Below are 17,916 nucleotides of genomic sequence, written 5' to 3' on the forward strand. Positions count from 1 at the left end.
CGCCCCCTTCCCTAAAAAAGAGAAGACCCATGGACTGGATCACCGAAACCAAAATCCCGATTGGCAAGCTTGCCGCCCGGATCTTCGACTGGCTCCAGCTGCATGGTGCGCTGTTCTTCGACGGCCTCTCTGACGCTCTCGAGGCGCTGATTGACGGTATCCTCTGGGTACTGCAAACCCCACATCCGCTTATTATCATCGCTTTGTTTGCGGCGCTGACCTTCGCGATCCAACGAAACTGGAAACCGGCGCTTATGGTGGCGGTCGGCTTTCTGTTCATCCTCAACCAGGACTATTGGGAGGAAACCACCGAATCCCTGACGCTGGTGCTGTCGGCCTGTGTGGTCTGCATGGGGCTGGGTGTGCCTATCGGTATCGCCGCCGCGCACAGGCCCAAGCTCTATCAGGCCATGCGCCCGGTGCTGGACCTGATGCAGACGCTGCCCACATTCGTCTACCTGATCCCGGCCATCGTGTTTTTTGGTATCGGCATGGTGCCCGGACTGATCGCCACCGTGATCTTTGTGCTGCCCGCGCCGATCCGCCTGACGCATCTGGGGGTCACCTCGACCCCGCAACCTCTGCTCGAGGCCGCGCAGGCCTTTGGGGCCACGCCGCGCCAGACCCTGCTGAAGGTCGAGCTTCCCTATGCTCTGCCCCAGATCATGGCAGGCCTGAACCAAACCATCATGTTGTCCCTGTCGATGGTCGTCATCGCCGCGCTTGTGGGCGCGGACGGGCTGGGTGTGCCGGTGGTGCGAGCTTTGAACCGCGTAGACACCGCTTTGGGTTTTGAATCGGGCTTCGTGATCGTGGTTCTGGCCATCCTTCTGGACCGAATGCTGCGTGTGGAGGGCAAAAAATGACCACCAAGACAGCCGTAAAATTCGACAATGTTTCCATCGTGTTCGGCGATCATCCAGAACGCGCCCTTCCCCTGATGGACGAGGGCCAGACCCGCGCACAGGTCCAGGAGGCGACGGATCAGGTGCTGGGCGTCCACAACTGTTCGCTGGACGTGAAAGAGGGCGAAATTCTTGTGCTGATGGGCTTGTCCGGTTCGGGCAAATCCACGTTATTGCGGGCAGTAAACGGGCTGAACCCGGTCGTGCGCGGCACCACTTTTGTCGGGGACGGAACCGAGCTGGTGGACGTCACCCATACCGATAAGTCCACCCTGCGCCGTATCCGGATGGAACGCGTGGCCATGGTGTTTCAGCAATTCGGCCTGCTGCCGTGGCGCTCGGTCCGGGAAAATGTCGGGCTGGGGCTGGAACTTGCGGGCGTGCCCAAATCCGAACGTGCAGCCCGCGTAGAAACGCAATTGGAACTGGTGGGCCTGGCCGATTGGGCCGACCACCGCGTGGCAGAACTGTCTGGCGGGATGCAACAACGCGTAGGCCTGGCTCGCGCCTTTGCCACCGAAGCCCCGATCCTGTTGATGGATGAACCATTCTCGGCGCTGGACCCGTTGATCCGCGCGCATTTGCAGGACGAATTGCTGGATCTTCAGCAAAAACTGCAACGCACCATCATTTTCGTCAGCCATGATCTGGACGAGGCATTCAAGCTGGGCAACCGCATCGCCATCATGGAAGGCGGACGGATCGTCCAATGCGGCACCCCGCAAGAGATTTTCACAGACCCCGCAACGGATTACGTGGCCGAGTTCGTGGCGCATATGAACCCGCTGGGGGTGCTGAGCGCGGCAGATGTAATGCATCCCGCCAAGGGCGAGGCTGTTTCGAGCGTCGCGGCAGACACGCCGATCAAAGAGGTCATGACAATGACAGCAGATGGCCCTGTTGCAGTGATCGAAGGCGGGCAGACGCTGGGCCACGTCACCTCGGAAACGATCCTGGCAAAACTGCTGGATCCGCGCGGCAGTTAAACCTTGGTGGCTACCGCGACCGGGGTGCGGGTCCGGCGCTTCAGCACGGCCTCGCGCCAGGTGATGAACGTGACCGAGCTCAGGATCACCATGCCCCCCACCATGACCCACAGGTCCAGCCCCTCGTCGAACACGAAATACCCAAGCAGGCTGGCCCAAAGCAGCTGCAAAAACGTCACCGGCTGGGTCACCGTCACCGGGGCCGCGGCAAAGGCCAGCGTCATGGTGTAATGCCCCGCCGTGGCCAGCAAGGCGACCCCGGTCAACAGCCCCAAAGCGCGCAAGTCGGGCGTTACCCAATTGGCGATCGCCACGGGCGCCAGCCCGATGGTCACGAAAATCGACAGCATCCCCACGACAACGGCAGCATTGGTCTGATCGGTCAGGCGCTTGGCCAGCAGGTACGAGGCTCCGAATACAACGGCGGCCAGCAGCATGGCCAGGTGGCCATCCCCGACCTCGCGAAAACCGGGCCGTAGAATAATAAGAGCGCCGACCAGGGCCGTGATCACCGCCAAAACCCGCCTCAGTGCCAGTTTTTCACCCAAAAACAGGGCCGCGCCCAAGGTAACATAGATCGGAGAAAGATAGTTCAGCGCCGTTACGTCCGCGATCGGGATGCGCGCCATGGCATAGAACCACAGCCCCACCCCGACCGAGTGCGCCAGTCCGCGCAGCGTGAACAGGCCCCATTGCCGTCGTGTCAGCCCCGCCCGCAGAATCGGCCGCATCATGGGCAACACAAAGATCATCCCAATCGCATAGCGCAAGAACGCAGCCTGCGTGGCCGGAATGACCGGACCCAGGGTTTTGACAAGGGCGGTGACTCCGACGAACAGGGCCCCGGTAACCAGCATCCACAGAATGCCGGCCACGGGTTGTTGAGGTCGCGAATTGTTCATATGTGTATTATCTGCCGGACCTAAACCAAGCGCAAGCTCAAACCAGCAGGCTCAGCGCGACGGACCACATGATGCATCCCACAAAGGCATCCAGAACCCGCCACGCGACGGGCCGTTCGAACAAGGGCGCAAGACGCCGCGCGCCATAGCCCAGCGAAAAGAAGAACGCAAAGCTGGCCGTTATGGCCCCCAGCGCGAAATGCAGCCTGTCAGGATATTGCGCCGCGACCGAACCCAACAGCACCACCGTATCCAGATAGACATGCGGATTGGCCCATGTCAGCAGCAGGCAGGTGACCAGAACCCCGCCCAGACTTGCACGCCCCGATTGGGCCGCTTGCAGGTTCTCTCCGCCCTTCCAGGCCGCCCAAAAGGCTCGCGCGCCATAGATCAGCAGGAACGCCGCCCCACCCCAACGCATCACCGGCTCTAACCAGGGCAGCCGATTGACCAGCGCCCCGAATCCCGACACGCCCGCCGCTATCAGGATCGCATCCGACAGCGCACAGGTCAGGCAAACCGCAAAGACATGCTCGCGCCGGATGCCCTGCCGCAACACGAATGCATTCTGCGCACCGATAGCCATGATCAAAGACAGGCCCAGCCAAAATCCCGCGGTCAAAGACGTCATGAAACCTACTTGCCTGTTGTTGTGTTGGGCAAGGAACCCAAGCCCCAGCCGCCCGACAGTAGCTCAATTTCCGGCAATCCCAAGCCGGAAGTTTTTTGTCCACAGGTTTTTCCACTGCATTTGGAAGATTTGTGGAGAAATCTCTTTGATGTCAGAAATGGGATAGTAATTGCTAAATATCGAGGCGTAAAAACGCTATAAAAGGCTGATATATATAAGTGAAGCCTCACGCAAACCCGTTCGATCTTGTGGATAACCCTCCGCAGGTCGCGTCAATCCTGACGACTACGCGCGCCCAGGAATGAAATAGGCCAGTCCGATCCGGACTGGCCCTTTCGCATAACTATGTGTGGGAATCAAAGCTGATCCATCACCTCGTCCGAGGCTTCGAAGTTGGTGGTGACGCGCTGCACATCGTCGTCATCTTCCAAGGCATCAATCAGCTTCATCAGCTTTTGCATGTCTTCCAGACCCAGCTCGGTGGTGGTCTGCGGTTTCCACACCAGCTTGGTCGAGTCCGACTCGCCCAGCTCAGCCTCAAGCGCGTTCGACACCTCGTTCAGGTCCGTATCGGCACACCAGATGATGTGACCATCTTCGCTGCTTTCCACATCTTCGGCGCCAGCCTCGATTGCGGCCATCATCACGGTGTCCGCATCCCCAACGGATGCCGAGTATGTCACCTCGCCCTTGCGATCGAACATGAAGCCGACCGAACCGGTTTCACCCAGGTTGCCGCCGTTCTTGGTAAAGGTAGACCGCACGACCGAGGCGGTGCGGTTCCGGTTGTCAGTCATCGCCTCGACGATCACGGCAACACCGTTGGGGCCATAGCCCTCGTAGCGGATTTCTTCGTAATCGTCGCCGTCGCCTGCGGTCGATTTCTTGATCGCGCGTTCAATCACGTCCTTGGGGACGGATTGCGACTTGGCCTCTTTCACGGCCAGGCGCAGGCGCGGGTTCTTGTCCGGATCAGGGTCGCCCATTTTCGCGGCGACGGTGATTTCCTTCGACAGTTTGGAAAACAGCTTCGAACGGGCGGCGTCTTGCCGGCCTTTACGGTGCTGGATGTTTGCCCATTTAGAGTGGCCGGCCATCGGTGCCTCCATCATCTGAATACATTTCGTCGCGTCTCTATAAGTCAGGCGGGGGGCGGGCCGCAAGGAGGTTGCGTTCATCGCGGCCATGCGATTGTCTGGCAGGCAGGAGGCCCAGCCCATGACCACAGACCAGATTATCCTGTTTTCCCTGTTCGGCGGTGTTTTCGCCATGCTTCTGTGGGGTCGGTTCCGCTATGACCTGGTGGCGTTTTCTGCGCTGATGGTGGGGGTGGTGCTGGGCGTGGTGCCGGTGAAAGACGCATTTTCTGGTTTCGGCCACTCGGCCACGCTGGTTGTGGCGCTGGTGCTGGTGGTCTCGGCCGGATTGGTACGATCAGGCGCGGTGTTCCTGATCACGCGCACCATGGTGGACAGCAGTCGCGCCCTGGGGGGGCATATCGCGCTGATGGGCGGATTCGGCGGCATCCTGTCGGCCTTCATGAACAATGTCGCCGCGCTGGCGCTGCTGATGCCGGTGGATATTCAAACCGCGCATAAGGCGGGCCGCAGCCCGGGGCTGAGCCTGATGCCGCTGAGTTTCGCAACCATCCTTGGCGGCATGGCCACGCTGATCGGCACCCCGCCCAACATCATCATCGCGGCGATCCGCGAGGAATCCTTGGGCGAGCCGTTTTCCATGTTCGATTTCGCCCCCGTGGGCGGGCTGACGGCCATTGCGGGGCTGATTTTCGTCGCCCTGATCGGCTGGCGCCTGATCCCAAAACGCGAGGATGCCACCGCGCAAGTGGCTGAACTTGGAGACTATATTGCCGAGCTAACCGTACCGGAAGGCAACAAGCTGATCGGTCAACGTCTGGAAGAGCTGTACGAGGAGGCAGAAAAAGCGGACGTGGCCATTATCGGGCTGATCCGCGACGGAAAACGCCGCTATGGCCGGTCGCGATACACCATGTTGCAGGCCGAGGACGCGCTGGTACTGGAGGCAAGTCCCGATGCGCTGGACGAATTCCGCTCGGCCCTGTCGCTGGCCTTTTCGGATGAAAAACGCGAAAGCCTTCTGAAGGCCGAGGGTGACGGGCTGGAGGTGATCGAGGCCGTGGTGCCCGTTGAATCCCGCCTGAATGGACGCACCGCACAAGCCGTGGGGCTGGCGTGGCGGCAACGCTCGGTCCTTCTGGGGATTTCACGACGGGGGAAATCCATCCGTCAACAAGTCCGTAAAACCGAGGTCGAGGCCGGGGATATCCTGTTGCTGCTGGTTCCGCGCGGCACCGGGGCTGACGTGATGGATTGGCTGGGCGTCCTGCCACTGGCAAGTCGCGGCCTGTCGGTGACCGAAAACTCGAAAACCTGGCTGGCCATTGGCCTGTTCGCAGCCGCCGTGCTGGCCGCCAGCCTGGGCCTTGTTTATCTGCCCGTGGCGCTGGGTCTGGTCGTTGTGGCCTATGTGCTCAGCAAGATCCTGCCCCTGCAGGAGCTTTACGACCATATCGAATGGCCCGTGGTGGTCTTGCTGGGCTCGATGATCCCGCTGGGGGCGGCGCTGGAAACCTCGGGCGGGACCGAGCTGATCGCCAGCAGCTTGGTGAACCTGACCCAAGGCTGGCCCGCCTGGGCCATTCTTACAGTTCTGATGGTGGTGACGATGACCCTGTCAGACGTATTGAACAATACCGCCACGGCCATTGTCGCGGCCCCCATCGGCATCCAGATGGCGCAGCAACTGGGTGTGAATCCCGACCCGTTCCTGATGGCCGTTGCAATCGCTGCCTCGGCCGCCTTTCTGACGCCCATCGGGCACAAGAACAACACGCTGGTGCTGGGCCCTGGTGGGTATCACTTTGGTGACTACTGGCGCATGGGTCTGCCGCTTGAAATTCTGGTCGTTAGTGTCTCGATCCCATTGATCCTGATCTTCTGGCCGCTGTAACCTCTTAAAGCGGAAAGAAAAACGGGATCAGCGCAGAAGCCAGAATGCCCATGCTCAGGTTCAGCGGCACGCCTACCTTCATGAAATCGGTGAACCGATATCCGCCCGGACCGTAGACCAGCATGTTGGTCTGGTACCCGATGGGCGTTGCAAAGCTGCACGAGGCCGCCAGCATCACCGCCACCACCAAGGGCCGCGGATCAACGCCCAGCGCACTGGCCAGCCCCATGGCAATCGGGGTCACCACCACGGCAACGGCGTTGTTCGACACCATCTCTGTCAGAACAGAGGTCAGCAGGTACACCGCCCAGATCATCAGGAAAGGCGGCATTGCGGACAGGGCCGGTTCAACAAAGCCCACAACCATCTCGACAGCGCCGGTGTGTTGCAGCGATGCGCCAATGGCCAGCATCGCGAAAATCAACGCCAGCAAACGTCCATCGATATAGGAAAATGCCTCGTCTGAATCGATGCAGCGGGTGATCAGCACCAGCGCCACGGCCAGTGTCGCCAGCAGCAGGATCGGTGCCAGACCAAAGCCCGCCAGAACGACCACGCCAAACAGCGCCGCGATGGCAATGGGGGCCTGACTGCGGCGGAACGCTTTGGCCGAGGGATGGCTTACATCCACCATATCCATGTCTGCGGCCAGACGCTGGATATCATCGGGCGAGCCCTCAAGCAGCAAGGTATCCCCCACGCGCACCACCAGGTTTTGCAGATTCGAGCCGATATTCTGGTTTCGACGGTGCACGGCCAAAGGATACACACCATAGCGACGGCGCAAACGCATCTCGCCCAACGAGCGACCCACCATTTTACAGCCCGGCGTGATCAGCACCTCGACTGTCTGCGTTTCCACGGCCGAAACCTGGTCCATACGCTTAAGGCTTTTGTTGCGCTGAAGGCTCAGCAGCTCGGTCATCTGGGTTCGCAGGATGACACGGTCACCGACCTGTAGCTCGACCCCTTTCATATCATGACGCAAGGACTGATCGCCCCGGATCACGTCAATCAGGCGCACGCCTTCGCGTTTGAACAGCTGCACGGATTGCACTTCGCGGCCGATCAGGTTGGAATCGGGGGGAATCACGGCCTCGGTGAAGAACTTCATCCGGCTTTTGTCTGACAGCATGCTGGCCATGCTGGTGCGGTCTGGCAGCAGAAAGCGACCAAAGACCACAAGGTACAGCATCCCCCAGAGGACCAGAATAACGGCCAGGGGCGTGACCTCGAAGATAGAAAAAGCCTTCAGCCCCTGCGCCCGCGCGACACCATCCACCAGCAGGTTGGTCGAGGTTCCCACCAGGGTCAGCGTCCCGCCGATTATCGCGGCATAACTAAGCGGAATCAGCAGCTTGCTGGCCCCAACCCCCAAGGTCCGGCTTAGCTGCACAAAGACCGGGATCATCACCACGACCACCGGCGTATTATTCATCACCGCCGAGGCCAGAACCACAAAGGCCAGCAGCATCGCGATCGCCATTTTGGGATTTGTTCTGGCCTGCTTGTCAGCCAGAACCGTAAAGGCGTCCAAGGCGCCCGTCCGCACAAGCGCGCCCATCACGATGAACATCATCGCAATCGTCCATGGAGCGGGGTTGGACAGAACGCTCAGCGCGGCGTCATAGGGCAGCAGACCAAAGACCAGCATGAACCCAACGCCGAAAATGGCAACGACCTCGGTTGGAAAGACTTCTTTGACGAAAAGGACGAACATGCCCAACACGACCAAAAGCGCCAAGATCGCCTGCGTGGACTGGGACAGATGGAAAAGATCCATATAGATATCCTGTGCAATCAATTCGAAATAGTGTCGCCCAAGCCGTCACAACGGGCAAGAGGGCATCTGCACCCCAGCCCGAATTGTCCGGCTTGGAAAAAAATGTGATTATAAACCAGACTGTTGCAAGCGTCCGCCCTGACGGATCATGCGGATTTCCTTGGCCAGCCCGGTCTTGTCGTCAGTCTCGACATAAACACCGGAAAGGGTGGCCTCGGCGGCGGCGGGGGTAAAGCGCCCCTTGACCATGCCGGTCACGAAACGGCGCATCGGCTCGGCTTTTTCCATGCCGATCACGCTGTCATAATCGCCGCACATGCCCGCGTCGGACAGGAACCCGGTGCCCTTGGGCAGGATCTGGGCGTCCCCCGTTGGTACGTGGGTATGCGTGCCCACAACAAGGCTGGCGCGGCCGTCGCAGAAATGCCCCACGCCCATCTTTTCGCTGGTCGCTTCGCAATGGATGTCCACCAACGCCGCCTGCACCGATCCGCCCAGCGTGTGACGCTTAAGCACCTCGTCAATGGTAGAGAACGGATCATCAAAGGCGCGTTTCATGAACACGTTGCCCAGCACCTGAGCCACCAGGATCCTGCGCCCGCGCCGGTCCTGGAATACCCGCGCGCCCAACCCCGGAGCGGCCTTTGCATAGTTCAAAGGCCGCAGCACCCGGGGTTCGCTTTCGATGAACTGCAACATGTCTTTTTGGTCGAACGCATGATCGCCCAAGGTCAGAACGTCGGCGCCCGCCTCAAGCAGCACCTTCGCATGAGCTCCGGTCAGCCCAGCGCCGTTGCTGGCGTTCTCGCCATTTACGACGACGAAATCCAGCTTCCACTCGTCACGCAGACGCGGCAGGTTTTCACTTACGGCCCGCCGTCCGGCGCGACCCATCACATCACCAAGGAATAGTATCTTCATAAGAACTGCCTAGGCCGCGGCGGCGCGACAGGCAAGGGTGAACATCGCCAATCAGGGCGTCGAAGGCCGCTAAGCCAGTGTCAGAACGCCCTGTTCGGTCACGATCATGTCCAAAGGCTGGTCTGTAGGCTCCAGCGGCAGGACCTCGGCCTCTTGCGCGGCATAGGCAAAGCCGATGGCCAGCGTCGCCCGGCGCGCGCGCAATTGCTGCAACGTTCGATCGTAATACCCCCCGCCATAGCCCAGCCGCCCGCCTTTGCGGTCAAAGGCCACCAGCGGGACGATCACGATCTCGGGTTCGAAAAAGTCATCCTGGGCGGGAATTTGCGCGCCAAAAGGGCCCTCTTTCATCTTGCAGCCCGGCTCCCATCTGGAAAACTTCAGCGGCTGCCCCTCGCCCGTGATCACCGGCACGCCGACGGGTCCATGGGCCGAGGCCTCTTCCATCGCGGGCAGCGGGTTAATCTCGGTTCGGATGGGCATGTATCCGGCCAGCGGCACCCCCCGAAAACCTGCCAGCACCTGCGAAAGATGCCCCGCGCGTCCGACCAGCCCGGCCCCATGCGCAGATTTGCGCCGGGCGAAGGCGGCCTTGCGCGCTGCGGCCTTTTGCGCGGCCAGATCGCTCATAACAGGACCGAGGCAGCAAGTCCGAGGAAGGCGAAAAAGCCCACCACATCTGTCACCGTGGTCACGAACGGCCCCGAGGCCAGCGCCGGGTCCACGCCGAAACGGTCCAGCGCCATTGGGATGATGATACCTCCGATCGCGGCAGCCACTTGCGTCAGCACCATGGCCACGCCAATCACGATCGCCAGCATGGGCACCCCGAACCACAGCGCGGCAACGCCGGCCATAACAACGCCGAACAACACACCGTTCAGCGCACCAACGGAAATCTCGCGCCAAACCACGCGCATGGCGTTTTGCGCCGTCAGGTCACGCGTGGCCAGCGCCCGCACCGTCACCGTCATGGTCTGAGTGCCCGCATTTCCCCCCATCGAGGCAACGATCGGCATCAACACGGCCAAGGCAACCATTTGGTCGATGGTTTCAGCAAACATATCGATCACCAACGAGGCCAGGATCGCCGTGAACAGGTTCACGAACAGCCACGTTGCGCGGCCCTTGGCCGCCTCGAGGATGCTGTCGGACAGGCTGGCCTCGTCGCTCACACCGGCCAGGCGCAGAATGTCCTCTTCGTGTTCTTCATCCAGAACAGTCATGGCATCGTCGATGGTGATGACACCGACCAGCCGACCGTCCTCGTCCACCACAGGAGCCGAGATCAGGTGATACTGGTTGAACGCATAGGCGACATCGCCTTCGTCCTGCATCACCGGAATGACCCGAAACGCCTCTTCCACGATCTGGGTCAGCGGCACGTCCCGGCCCGAGGACATGATCTTGCCCAGGGTCACGTTCCCCATCGGATGCATCCGCGGATCAACAAGGATCACGTGGTAAAACTGGTCGGGCAAGTCCTCGGCATGGCGCAGAAAGTCAATCGCGTCACCCACCGTCCAATGTTCGGGCGCGGTAACGACCTCGCGTTGCATAAGACGGCCCGCGGCGTATTCGGGATAGCTGAGCGCCTGTTCAACCGCGACCCTGTCGCTGTCTTCCAGCGCCTCAAGGATCGCCTCTTGCTGGGGCTCGTCCAGATCTTCGACCAGATCGACAACGTCGTCGGTTTCCAGCTCACGCACGGCTTCGGCCAGAATATCCGGATGCAAGACGGCGATAATTTCTTCCCGGATGCTCTCGTCCAGTTCCGACAGGATATCGCCGTCGAAGTCCTGACCAAACAGCAGCACAAGACGGCGCCGGTCAAAGGTATTGAGCTGTTCCAGAAGGTCGGCGATGTCGGCAGGGTGCAGAGGTTCCAGCAGCTCGCGCAGCTTGCTGGCGTCTTCTGTGTCCACCGCGTACAGAATTGCAGCGACGTCACGCTTGACCAGCTTGTACTCACCCTTTTCAAGGATTTCAGGCTGGGTGCTTTCGATGCTGGTGTCTTCGCTCATCGCGCCCTCCTGGTTTGCCCTGTTTGCCGTCACGTTTGTCATAAAGGAAGGTCAGGGCAGGAAACAATGGGCGGCGGCGATTTACCTGCGAATTCTGACGCAATACGGTGATTTGAAAAGGAACGTGCCATGAACAGTGACATTCTTCTTCTGGGGCAGACGCTGAGCTTTGCCGCCGACCCGTTTCAGCAAGGCCCCGAGGCCGCGCAGATCCACGCACGCGGGGCTGTGCTGATCCGTGATGGCCTGATCATGGAAACCGGTCCGGCGGATGACCTGCGCGCGGCCTATCCGCAAGCCGTTGTGACCGATCACGGTGATGCGCTGATCATGGCCGGCTTCATCGACGCGCATGTTCATTATCCCCAGACTGCAATGATCGCCAGCTGGGGCAAGCGGCTGATCGACTGGTTGAACCACTATACCTTCCCCGAAGAACAGCAGTTCGCAGACCCCGCCTATGCCGCAGAAATCGCGGGACGCTATCTGGATCTGACCCTGGCCAATGGCACAACCAGCGTGGTCAGCTTTTGCACCATTCACCCCGCCAGCGTAGAGGCGTTCTTTGGCGCCGCGCAACAACGTGGCCAGCGCGTGGTGGCCGGTAAAACCTGCATGGACCGTGATACGGCACCCGATTTTCTGCGCGACACGGCGCAATCCGCTTATGACGACAGCAAGGCCCTATTGGAGAAATGGCACGGGACTGACCGTCTGTCCTATGCGATCACGCCCCGGTTTTCACCGACGTCAACCCCCGATCAGCTTGCGGCCCTAGGCGCCTTGTGGGCCGAACACCCCGATTGCCTGATGCAAACGCACCTTTCCGAACAGGTGGACGAAATCGCCTGGGTCAAATCGCTGTACCCCGAGGCGCGCGATTATCTGGATACCTACGAGGAACACGGGCTTTTGCGCCCCGGCGGCATGTACGGCCACGCAATCCACCTTGAGGACCGCGAAAAGGATCGCCTGTTGGAGGTAGACGCCGCGCTGGTGCATTGTCCGACATCTAACACGTTTATCGGCTCGGGCCTGTTTGATATGGGCGGGCTGATGGCTGACGGGCACCGGATCGGGCTGGCGACGGACACGGGCGGGGGCTCGTCCTTTTCCATGCTTCGGACCATGGCGGCGGCCTATGAGATCGGCCAGTTGCGTCATCGCCCCCTGCACCCGTCCGAGCTGTTGTGGCTGGCCACCACCGGGTCTGCCCGCGCCATACGAATGGAGGATAAGATCGGCAACCTGGCGCCGGGGATGGAGGCGGATATCGTCGTGCTGGACTTGGCGTCGACCCCCGCAATCGCGCAACGCAGCGCCCGCGCCGAAGACCTGTGGGAAGCTGTCTTTCCCACCATCATGATGGGTGACGATCGTGCAATCTCAGCGGTTTACCTGGCCGGTCAGCGCACGCATTTGCCGCCCAAATCCATCACCCAGTAACCCCCGGCCGAGCCGATCCCAACATGGGTATACTTGGGGTTCAGCATGTTGCGGCGATGCGGGGGCGAGTTCATCCACATCTGGATCGCCTGTTCCTCGGTCTTGGCTTTTTCCGTCAGGTTTTCGGCAAGCGACGCAACGCAATACCCCTCGTCCGAAACGCGTTTATCAAAATTCACCCCATCGGGATTGACGTGAGCGTAAAAGCCCCGCCGAACCATGTCGTTGGCGTGGTGCTGTGCCGCGCGGGTCAGGGCCCCGTTATATTTCAAGGGAGGAACGCCCGCGTTTAGACGCACCTGTTTCAACGTCAGGCTGCCGGATGTGGCCACCGCCGCCGGAGCCATGTTCGTGGTCGTAGACTGGCACCCGGCCAGCCCGATTGCGCAGATCACTGCAAGCCCAAGCGTTTTCTTCATTGCCCTGCCCTTTAGCTCATCAATTTGTGCACCAGTTGCGTCTGTCGCGCGATCAGGGCCTGGGTGTCGATCGTCACCACATGGCCATCGCGCACGATCTGGCGTCCTTCGACGAAAAGATAGCGCACCTTTCGCGGCCCTGCCAATAACAAGGCGGCCGGATCCCAGCTGCCGGCGCTTTCCAGCCCAGAGGTGTCCCAAATGGCGATGTCAGCGCGTTTTCCGACGCTGATCTGGCCGCAATCGGGGCGGTTCAGCACCTCGGCGCCGCCGCGTGTCGCGATGCGCAGGGCCTCGCGGGCGCTCATTGCGTCGGCGCCTTTTGTAACCCGCTGCAACAGCATCGCCTGACGGGCCTCTTCCATCAGGTTCGAGCTGTCATTGCTGGCCGAACCATCGACCCCCAGTCCCACCGGCACGCCTGCATCCCGCATCGCGCGGACGGGGGCGATCCCGCTGCCCAGGCGACAGTTCGAGCAAGGGCAATGCGCAACGCCCGTGCGAGTGCGGGCAAAAAGGTCAATCTCGGCCCCGTCCAGTTTCACGCAATGAGCATGCCAGACGTCATCGCCGGTCCAGCCCAGATCCTCGGCGTATTGACCCGGGCGACAGCCAAATTTTTCCAGACTATAGGCGATATCCTCGTCGTTTTCGGCCAGATGGGTATGCAACATCACACCCTTGTCCCGCGCCAGCAGGGCGGCGTCGCGCATCAGCTCTCGGCTGACGGAAAAGGGCGAGCACGGGGCGATCCCAACGCGGGTCATCGCACCTTCAGAGGGATCATGAAACGCGTCAACCACACGGATGCAGTCATTCAGGATGGCTTCTTCACGCTCGACCAGGCTGTCAGGGGGCAGACCGCCGTCGCTTTCGCCGATGCTCATGGCCCCGCGCGTGGGGTGGAACCGCAAACCCAGTTCGCTGGCGGCGTGGATCGTGTCCTCCAGCCGTGCGCCGTTGGGATAAAGATACAGGTGATCCGAGCTGAGCGTGCAGCCAGACAGCGCCAGTTCCGCAAGACCGATCTGGGCCGACACGAACATTTCCTCAGGTCCGAACTGTGCCCAGATGGGATACAGCGTCTGAAGCCAGCCAAACAGCAACGCGTCCTGCCCACCGGGAACGGCGCGGGTCAGGGTTTGATACAGGTGGTGGTGCGTATTCACCAAACCGGGTGTCACAACACAGCCGCGGGCCTCGACGATCTGACCGGCAGAGCTTAGGCCATGCCCGACAGCGGCGATCGAGCCATCGCGGATCAGGATATCAGCCCCGCGCAGCTCGGTTTCTGCATCGTCCATCGTCAGCAGATGGTCGGCGTTACGGATCAGGGTTTCGGTAAGGTTTGGCATCATGTCACACTCGGGTCTGGCCCCTTTCGGTCAGAGTGTGACACGGCGCGACAGAAAGGGACAAAGGACTCGCGCCGTTATCCCAGTATGCTTACCCCGTTTCGGTCAATCAAGAGGCACATCGCGCAGAATTTCCAGCGCCGCGTTGTGCTGTTCAACCCCGGCCGCGGCGATGGCGCGCCCGCCTTCATGCGCCGGGCGACCCTGCCAATCGGTCACGATCCCGCCCGCGGCCTGGATCAACGCGATGGGCGCCTGAATGTCATAGTTGGACAGGCCTGCCTCGATCACCAAGTCAATATGGCCCGCCGCAAGCAGCGCATAGGCATAGCAATCCATGCCATATCGGGTCAGCTTGCACTGGCTGGCGACTTTGTGAAACCCTTCGGCCTCGGGCTTGGTGCCGACCTCGGGGAAGGTCGTGAAAATTATCGCCTCGGACAAGGGACGCGAGCCCATGGTGCGCAGTTCGCGATCCCCGTGAGGGCCCTGCATGGCGTGTTCGCCCAGACCGCCCCAGAACCGCTCGCCAATGTAAGGCTGATCGATCATCCCAAGAAATGGCCCCTTTTCATCCGAGGCCGCGATCAGCACGCCCCAGGTGGGCGTTCCGGACAAAAATCCACGCGTGCCGTCAATTGGGTCCAGAACCCAGGACACGCCGCTGGTGCCTGGGGTCGCGCCGAATTCCTCGCCGATGATCGCGTCATCAGGGCGCATTTTTGCCAAGACCGCACGCATTGCCTTTTCGGCGGCGTGATCGCCCGCAGTGACAGGATCAAAACCCGTAGCCCATTTGTTTTCGGCCTGCAGGCCGGGCTGACGAAAATAGGGACGGATCGCCTCGCGCGCGGCGTCGGCCAAAGCATGAGCTGTCAAAAGAAGATCATCTTGCATGTCGAGGTCCTTGACCAATCTTATCCATAGGGGCGCCCATTGCGCCTACACCAAGGACCCCGACGGCTCAAGCCGCGTTGGACATGGCCCGCGCCAGATCCAGAAGATGCCGCCGCTGCGGCGCCGGAATGGAATAGTAAGCACGCAGCAGCTCTTGGGCTTCGCGTTTGTTGAATTTCTCGGTCTCCGTGCTGTCCGAACCGCCCTGCGCGGCCGTTTCGGTGTTCAGTTCTTCAAAGAGGTACTCGACGCTGACCTCAAGCGCCTGTGAAATCCGCCATAACCGTGACGCGCTGACCCGGTTGGCCCCGGTTTCGTATTTCTGAATTTGCTGGAACTTGGTTCCAACACTCTCGGCCAGTTGCTGTTGGGTCATCCCCATCATCCACCGGCGCTGACGAATGCGCATGCCCACATGCACATCGATTGGATGCGCCATTGTATTCGCTCCTTTCCACTCACATTTATCGCTTAAGCTGCACGAAACACACAACCCACTCGCCTTGCGATATTTTCACTGATGACAGCCGGGAGACTATCACCAATTCCTAATTGAACAACTAAGCGATTGCCTCAAAGGGGAATTCTGTCGAACTTGCAGCACAAGCGCCGTGAAACTACGGTACGTCCTGCGACCAAAGGGCCTATTTTTTCGCAGGTGCGCGCCTCGCATAACACTCGCAACCGGAGGGAAAAATGCGCGCATTTCATATTTTCAAGGCAGGACAGAACCCCGAACTGACAGATCTTGAACTGCCCCAGCCCGGCCCGGGCCAATTGCGGCTGCGGATCAAGGCTTGCGGGTTGAATTTTGCCGATTTGCTGATGATCAAGGGCAAATATCAGGACACACCGCAGGCCCCCTTTACCATGGGCATGGAGGTTGGCGGCATCGTTGATGCCTTGGGCCCCGACACTGACGGCCCCGCCCTCGGCACACGCGTGGCGGTGTTTGGCGGTCAAGGCGGGCTGGCGGAATACGGCGTTTTCGATCTGAACCGCTGCGTCGAGATCCCCGACACCATGAGCTTCGAGGACGCCGCTGCCTTTCAGGTTGCCTATGGCACCAGCCATGTCGCCCTGGAACACCGCGCGCGGATGCAACCGGGCGAAACGCTGCTGGTCACCGGCGCGGCCGGTGGTGTGGGGCTGACGGCGGTTGAGATCGGCAAACTGATGGGTGCGACCGTGATTGCTTGCGCACGCGGAGCAGACAAGTTGCAGGTCGCCAAGGCCGCCGGCGCTGACCATCTGATCGACGCCAGGACCGAAGATATCCGGCAGGTTGTGCGCGATCTTGGCGGTGCGGATGTTGTCTATGACGCCGTGGGTGGCGAGCAATGGGAGGCCGCCTTTCGCGCCTGCAAACCCGAAGCCCGACTGCTTCCCATCGGCTTTGCCAGCGGAGATGTCCCGCAAATTCCAGCCAACCACCTTTTGGTGAAAAACCTTACTGTCTTAGGGGTTTACTGGGGTGGCTACCTGAAATTCCGTCCCGAAGTGATCACCGACAGCCTGCGCACCATGCTGGGCTGGTACGAAGAAGGTAAGCTGAAGCCCCACGTCAGCCATGTCCTGCCGCTGGAGCAAGCCGCCGAAGGCCTGGAGCTGCTGCGCGCCCGCAAGTCCACGGGCAAAGTGGTGATCACGCCCTAAGCGGCCTCACATCATCTGGTAGGACACGCGCAGCTGATCGGTGAGGTAATCCAGCACCTCGCCCTTCAGGCGTTTGCTGCCCTTCGCCGCTTGGTCGGACACGTACATGTTGATGTGCTGCGTCTCCAGTGCGGGCAAAACGCCGCCATGCTCGATCACCTCAAGATGCGCGGGTTCGGTGCCTGCGATCATGGTGTGGACGGCCAGATCGGCGCTGACCGTGGCCTCGATGGTGCGGTCGGATTCGGTTTCGACAGCAATTTCCCAATCAATGTCGGTGCCTTCCAGCGCCGCAATCGCGCCCAGGCGAAAAATACAGTGCCGCCCGAATGCGAGCCGAAGCGGGCGCTGTTTCCACGCATGCCCCCCCGGCGCGCCAATCCAGCACAAAGGCTTGGTGGTCAGGGTTTCGCCACCCGCCCCGACCTCGGATTCGGTGGTCAGAATCACGTCACATTCGCCGTTTTGGTGCTGCGCCATCAGATCGCGCGTATTCGACGAGATCAGATGCACCTTCATCCGCGGGAACTGGTGACTAAAGCGCTGCAGCACCTGCGGGACGGCCGGATAGACGATGTCATGCGGCACGCCCAGGGTCAGCTCGCCCTCGAAAACCTGGTCGGTCATGCGAGCCATCACCTCGTCGTTCAGATCGACCATGCGGCGCGCATAGCTGCGCAATTGCTCGCCTGCCGCTGTCAGGGCAATAGTTCGGTTCGAGCGGTCCAGCAATTGCTGGCCCAGCAACTCTTCCAGCCGTTTGAGCTGCATCGAGACAGCCGATTGCGTCAGGTTCAACGCCCCGGCCGCCCGCGTCACCCCGCCCAGATCGGCCACGGCCACGAAAGAGCGCAGGGTCGTTACATCCAAATTCCGCATATCATCACCAACCTTGATGCTTCATCTAATAAACATTCATTTCCAATATGAATCACACTGCGTCATATACATCAACATAAATGATGAAAAGTCCACCAAGCATCACGAAGGAAGGTCAGCT

Annotated in this window: 17 protein-coding genes; 5 read left to right on the forward strand and 12 right to left on the reverse strand. The window is 60.6% G+C overall.

Annotated features, from left to right (window positions below):
- Positions 1 to 29 precede the first annotated feature (29 nt).
- Positions 30 to 866, forward strand: a complete 837-nt coding sequence (gene choW / locus ACOQOQ_RS00405; protein ID WP_420568194.1) for a choline ABC transporter permease subunit — start codon at positions 30 to 32, stop codon at positions 864 to 866.
- Positions 863 to 1,891 (forward strand): choline ABC transporter ATP-binding protein, encoded by a 1,029-nt coding sequence (gene choV / locus ACOQOQ_RS00410; protein ID WP_420568195.1) that lies wholly within the window; start codon positions 863 to 865, stop codon positions 1,889 to 1,891. The genes choW and choV overlap by 4 nt, the downstream gene beginning before the upstream one ends.
- Here the strand turns inward: choV and ACOQOQ_RS00415 are convergent.
- The 3 genes from ACOQOQ_RS00415 to ACOQOQ_RS00425 form a co-directional block, all read right to left on the reverse strand.
- On the reverse strand, positions 1,888 to 2,793 hold the full coding sequence (locus tag ACOQOQ_RS00415) for a DMT family transporter (RefSeq protein ID WP_420568196.1): 906 nt from the start codon (positions 2,791 to 2,793) through the stop codon (positions 1,888 to 1,890). The two genes, choV and ACOQOQ_RS00415, sit on opposite strands and share 4 nt — an antisense overlap.
- 37 nt (positions 2,794 to 2,830) lie before the next feature.
- Positions 2,831 to 3,424 (reverse strand): LysE/ArgO family amino acid transporter, encoded by a 594-nt coding sequence (locus ACOQOQ_RS00420; protein WP_420568197.1) that lies wholly within the window; start codon positions 3,422 to 3,424, stop codon positions 2,831 to 2,833.
- A gap of 356 nt (positions 3,425 to 3,780) precedes the next feature.
- Positions 3,781 to 4,521, reverse strand: a complete 741-nt coding sequence (locus ACOQOQ_RS00425) for a YebC/PmpR family DNA-binding transcriptional regulator (RefSeq protein WP_420568198.1) — start codon at positions 4,519 to 4,521, stop codon at positions 3,781 to 3,783.
- 121 nt (positions 4,522 to 4,642) lie between these two features.
- Here ACOQOQ_RS00425 and ACOQOQ_RS00430 point away from each other — a divergent pair, with 121 nt between their 5' ends.
- Positions 4,643 to 6,415, forward strand: a complete 1,773-nt coding sequence (locus ACOQOQ_RS00430; protein ID WP_420568199.1) for an SLC13 family permease — start codon at positions 4,643 to 4,645, stop codon at positions 6,413 to 6,415.
- Between the two features lie 4 nt (positions 6,416 to 6,419).
- Here the strand turns inward: ACOQOQ_RS00430 and ACOQOQ_RS00435 are convergent, their stop codons facing one another.
- From ACOQOQ_RS00435 to mgtE, 4 genes are all read right to left on the reverse strand, one after another.
- Positions 6,420 to 8,198, reverse strand: coding sequence for an SLC13 family permease (locus ACOQOQ_RS00435; RefSeq protein WP_420568200.1), 1,779 nt, complete (start codon positions 8,196 to 8,198; stop codon positions 6,420 to 6,422).
- A gap of 108 nt (positions 8,199 to 8,306) precedes the next feature.
- Positions 8,307 to 9,119 (reverse strand): TIGR00282 family metallophosphoesterase, encoded by an 813-nt coding sequence (locus tag ACOQOQ_RS00440; protein WP_420568201.1) that lies wholly within the window; start codon positions 9,117 to 9,119, stop codon positions 8,307 to 8,309.
- Positions 9,120 to 9,188: 69 nt separating this feature from the next.
- Positions 9,189 to 9,749 (reverse strand): 5-formyltetrahydrofolate cyclo-ligase, encoded by a 561-nt coding sequence (locus tag ACOQOQ_RS00445; protein ID WP_420568202.1) that lies wholly within the window; start codon positions 9,747 to 9,749, stop codon positions 9,189 to 9,191.
- A complete protein-coding gene (gene mgtE, locus ACOQOQ_RS00450) occupies positions 9,746 to 11,143 on the reverse strand; it encodes a magnesium transporter (protein ID WP_420568203.1) in 1,398 nt (465 codons plus the stop codon). The genes ACOQOQ_RS00445 and mgtE overlap by 4 nt, the downstream gene beginning before the upstream one ends.
- A gap of 129 nt (positions 11,144 to 11,272) precedes the next feature.
- Here mgtE and guaD point away from each other — a divergent pair, with 129 nt between their 5' ends.
- The gene (gene guaD, locus ACOQOQ_RS00455) at positions 11,273 to 12,589 is read left to right on the forward strand and encodes a guanine deaminase (protein ID WP_420568204.1); all 1,317 of its coding nucleotides are present in this window, start codon (positions 11,273 to 11,275) and stop codon (positions 12,587 to 12,589) included.
- Here the strand turns inward: guaD and ACOQOQ_RS00460 are convergent.
- The 4 genes from ACOQOQ_RS00460 to ACOQOQ_RS00475 all read right to left on the reverse strand — a co-directional run bounded on the left by ACOQOQ_RS00460 (position 12,550) and on the right by ACOQOQ_RS00475 (position 15,699).
- Positions 12,550 to 13,008, reverse strand: a complete 459-nt coding sequence (locus ACOQOQ_RS00460; protein ID WP_420568205.1) for a CAP domain-containing protein — start codon at positions 13,006 to 13,008, stop codon at positions 12,550 to 12,552. The two genes, guaD and ACOQOQ_RS00460, sit on opposite strands and share 40 nt — an antisense overlap.
- A gap of 11 nt (positions 13,009 to 13,019) precedes the next feature.
- The gene (locus ACOQOQ_RS00465) at positions 13,020 to 14,366 is read right to left on the reverse strand and encodes an 8-oxoguanine deaminase (protein ID WP_420568206.1); all 1,347 of its coding nucleotides are present in this window, start codon (positions 14,364 to 14,366) and stop codon (positions 13,020 to 13,022) included.
- A 102-nt stretch (positions 14,367 to 14,468) separates the two neighbouring features.
- Positions 14,469 to 15,260 carry an inositol monophosphatase family protein gene (locus tag ACOQOQ_RS00470; RefSeq protein WP_420568207.1) on the reverse strand — a complete coding sequence of 264 codons (792 nt, stop codon included), beginning with the start codon at positions 15,258 to 15,260 and terminating at the stop codon, positions 14,469 to 14,471.
- Between the two features lie 67 nt (positions 15,261 to 15,327).
- On the reverse strand, positions 15,328 to 15,699 hold the full coding sequence (locus ACOQOQ_RS00475) for a helix-turn-helix domain-containing protein (RefSeq protein WP_420568208.1): 372 nt from the start codon (positions 15,697 to 15,699) through the stop codon (positions 15,328 to 15,330).
- A gap of 257 nt (positions 15,700 to 15,956) precedes the next feature.
- Between ACOQOQ_RS00475 and ACOQOQ_RS00480 the strand changes: the two genes are divergently transcribed.
- Complete coding sequence (locus ACOQOQ_RS00480; protein ID WP_420568209.1) at positions 15,957 to 16,916, forward strand: NADPH:quinone oxidoreductase family protein; 960 nt, start codon at positions 15,957 to 15,959, stop codon at positions 16,914 to 16,916.
- Positions 16,917 to 16,922: 6 nt separating this feature from the next.
- Here the strand turns inward: ACOQOQ_RS00480 and ACOQOQ_RS00485 are convergent, their stop codons facing one another.
- Complete coding sequence (locus tag ACOQOQ_RS00485; RefSeq protein ID WP_420568210.1) at positions 16,923 to 17,795, reverse strand: LysR family transcriptional regulator; 873 nt, start codon at positions 17,793 to 17,795, stop codon at positions 16,923 to 16,925.
- Between the last annotated feature and the right edge of the window lie 121 nt (positions 17,796 to 17,916).

The sequence above is a fragment of the Thalassovita sp. genome, from assembly GCF_965218685.1.
Lineage (GTDB): Bacteria > Pseudomonadota > Alphaproteobacteria > Rhodobacterales > Rhodobacteraceae > Thalassobius.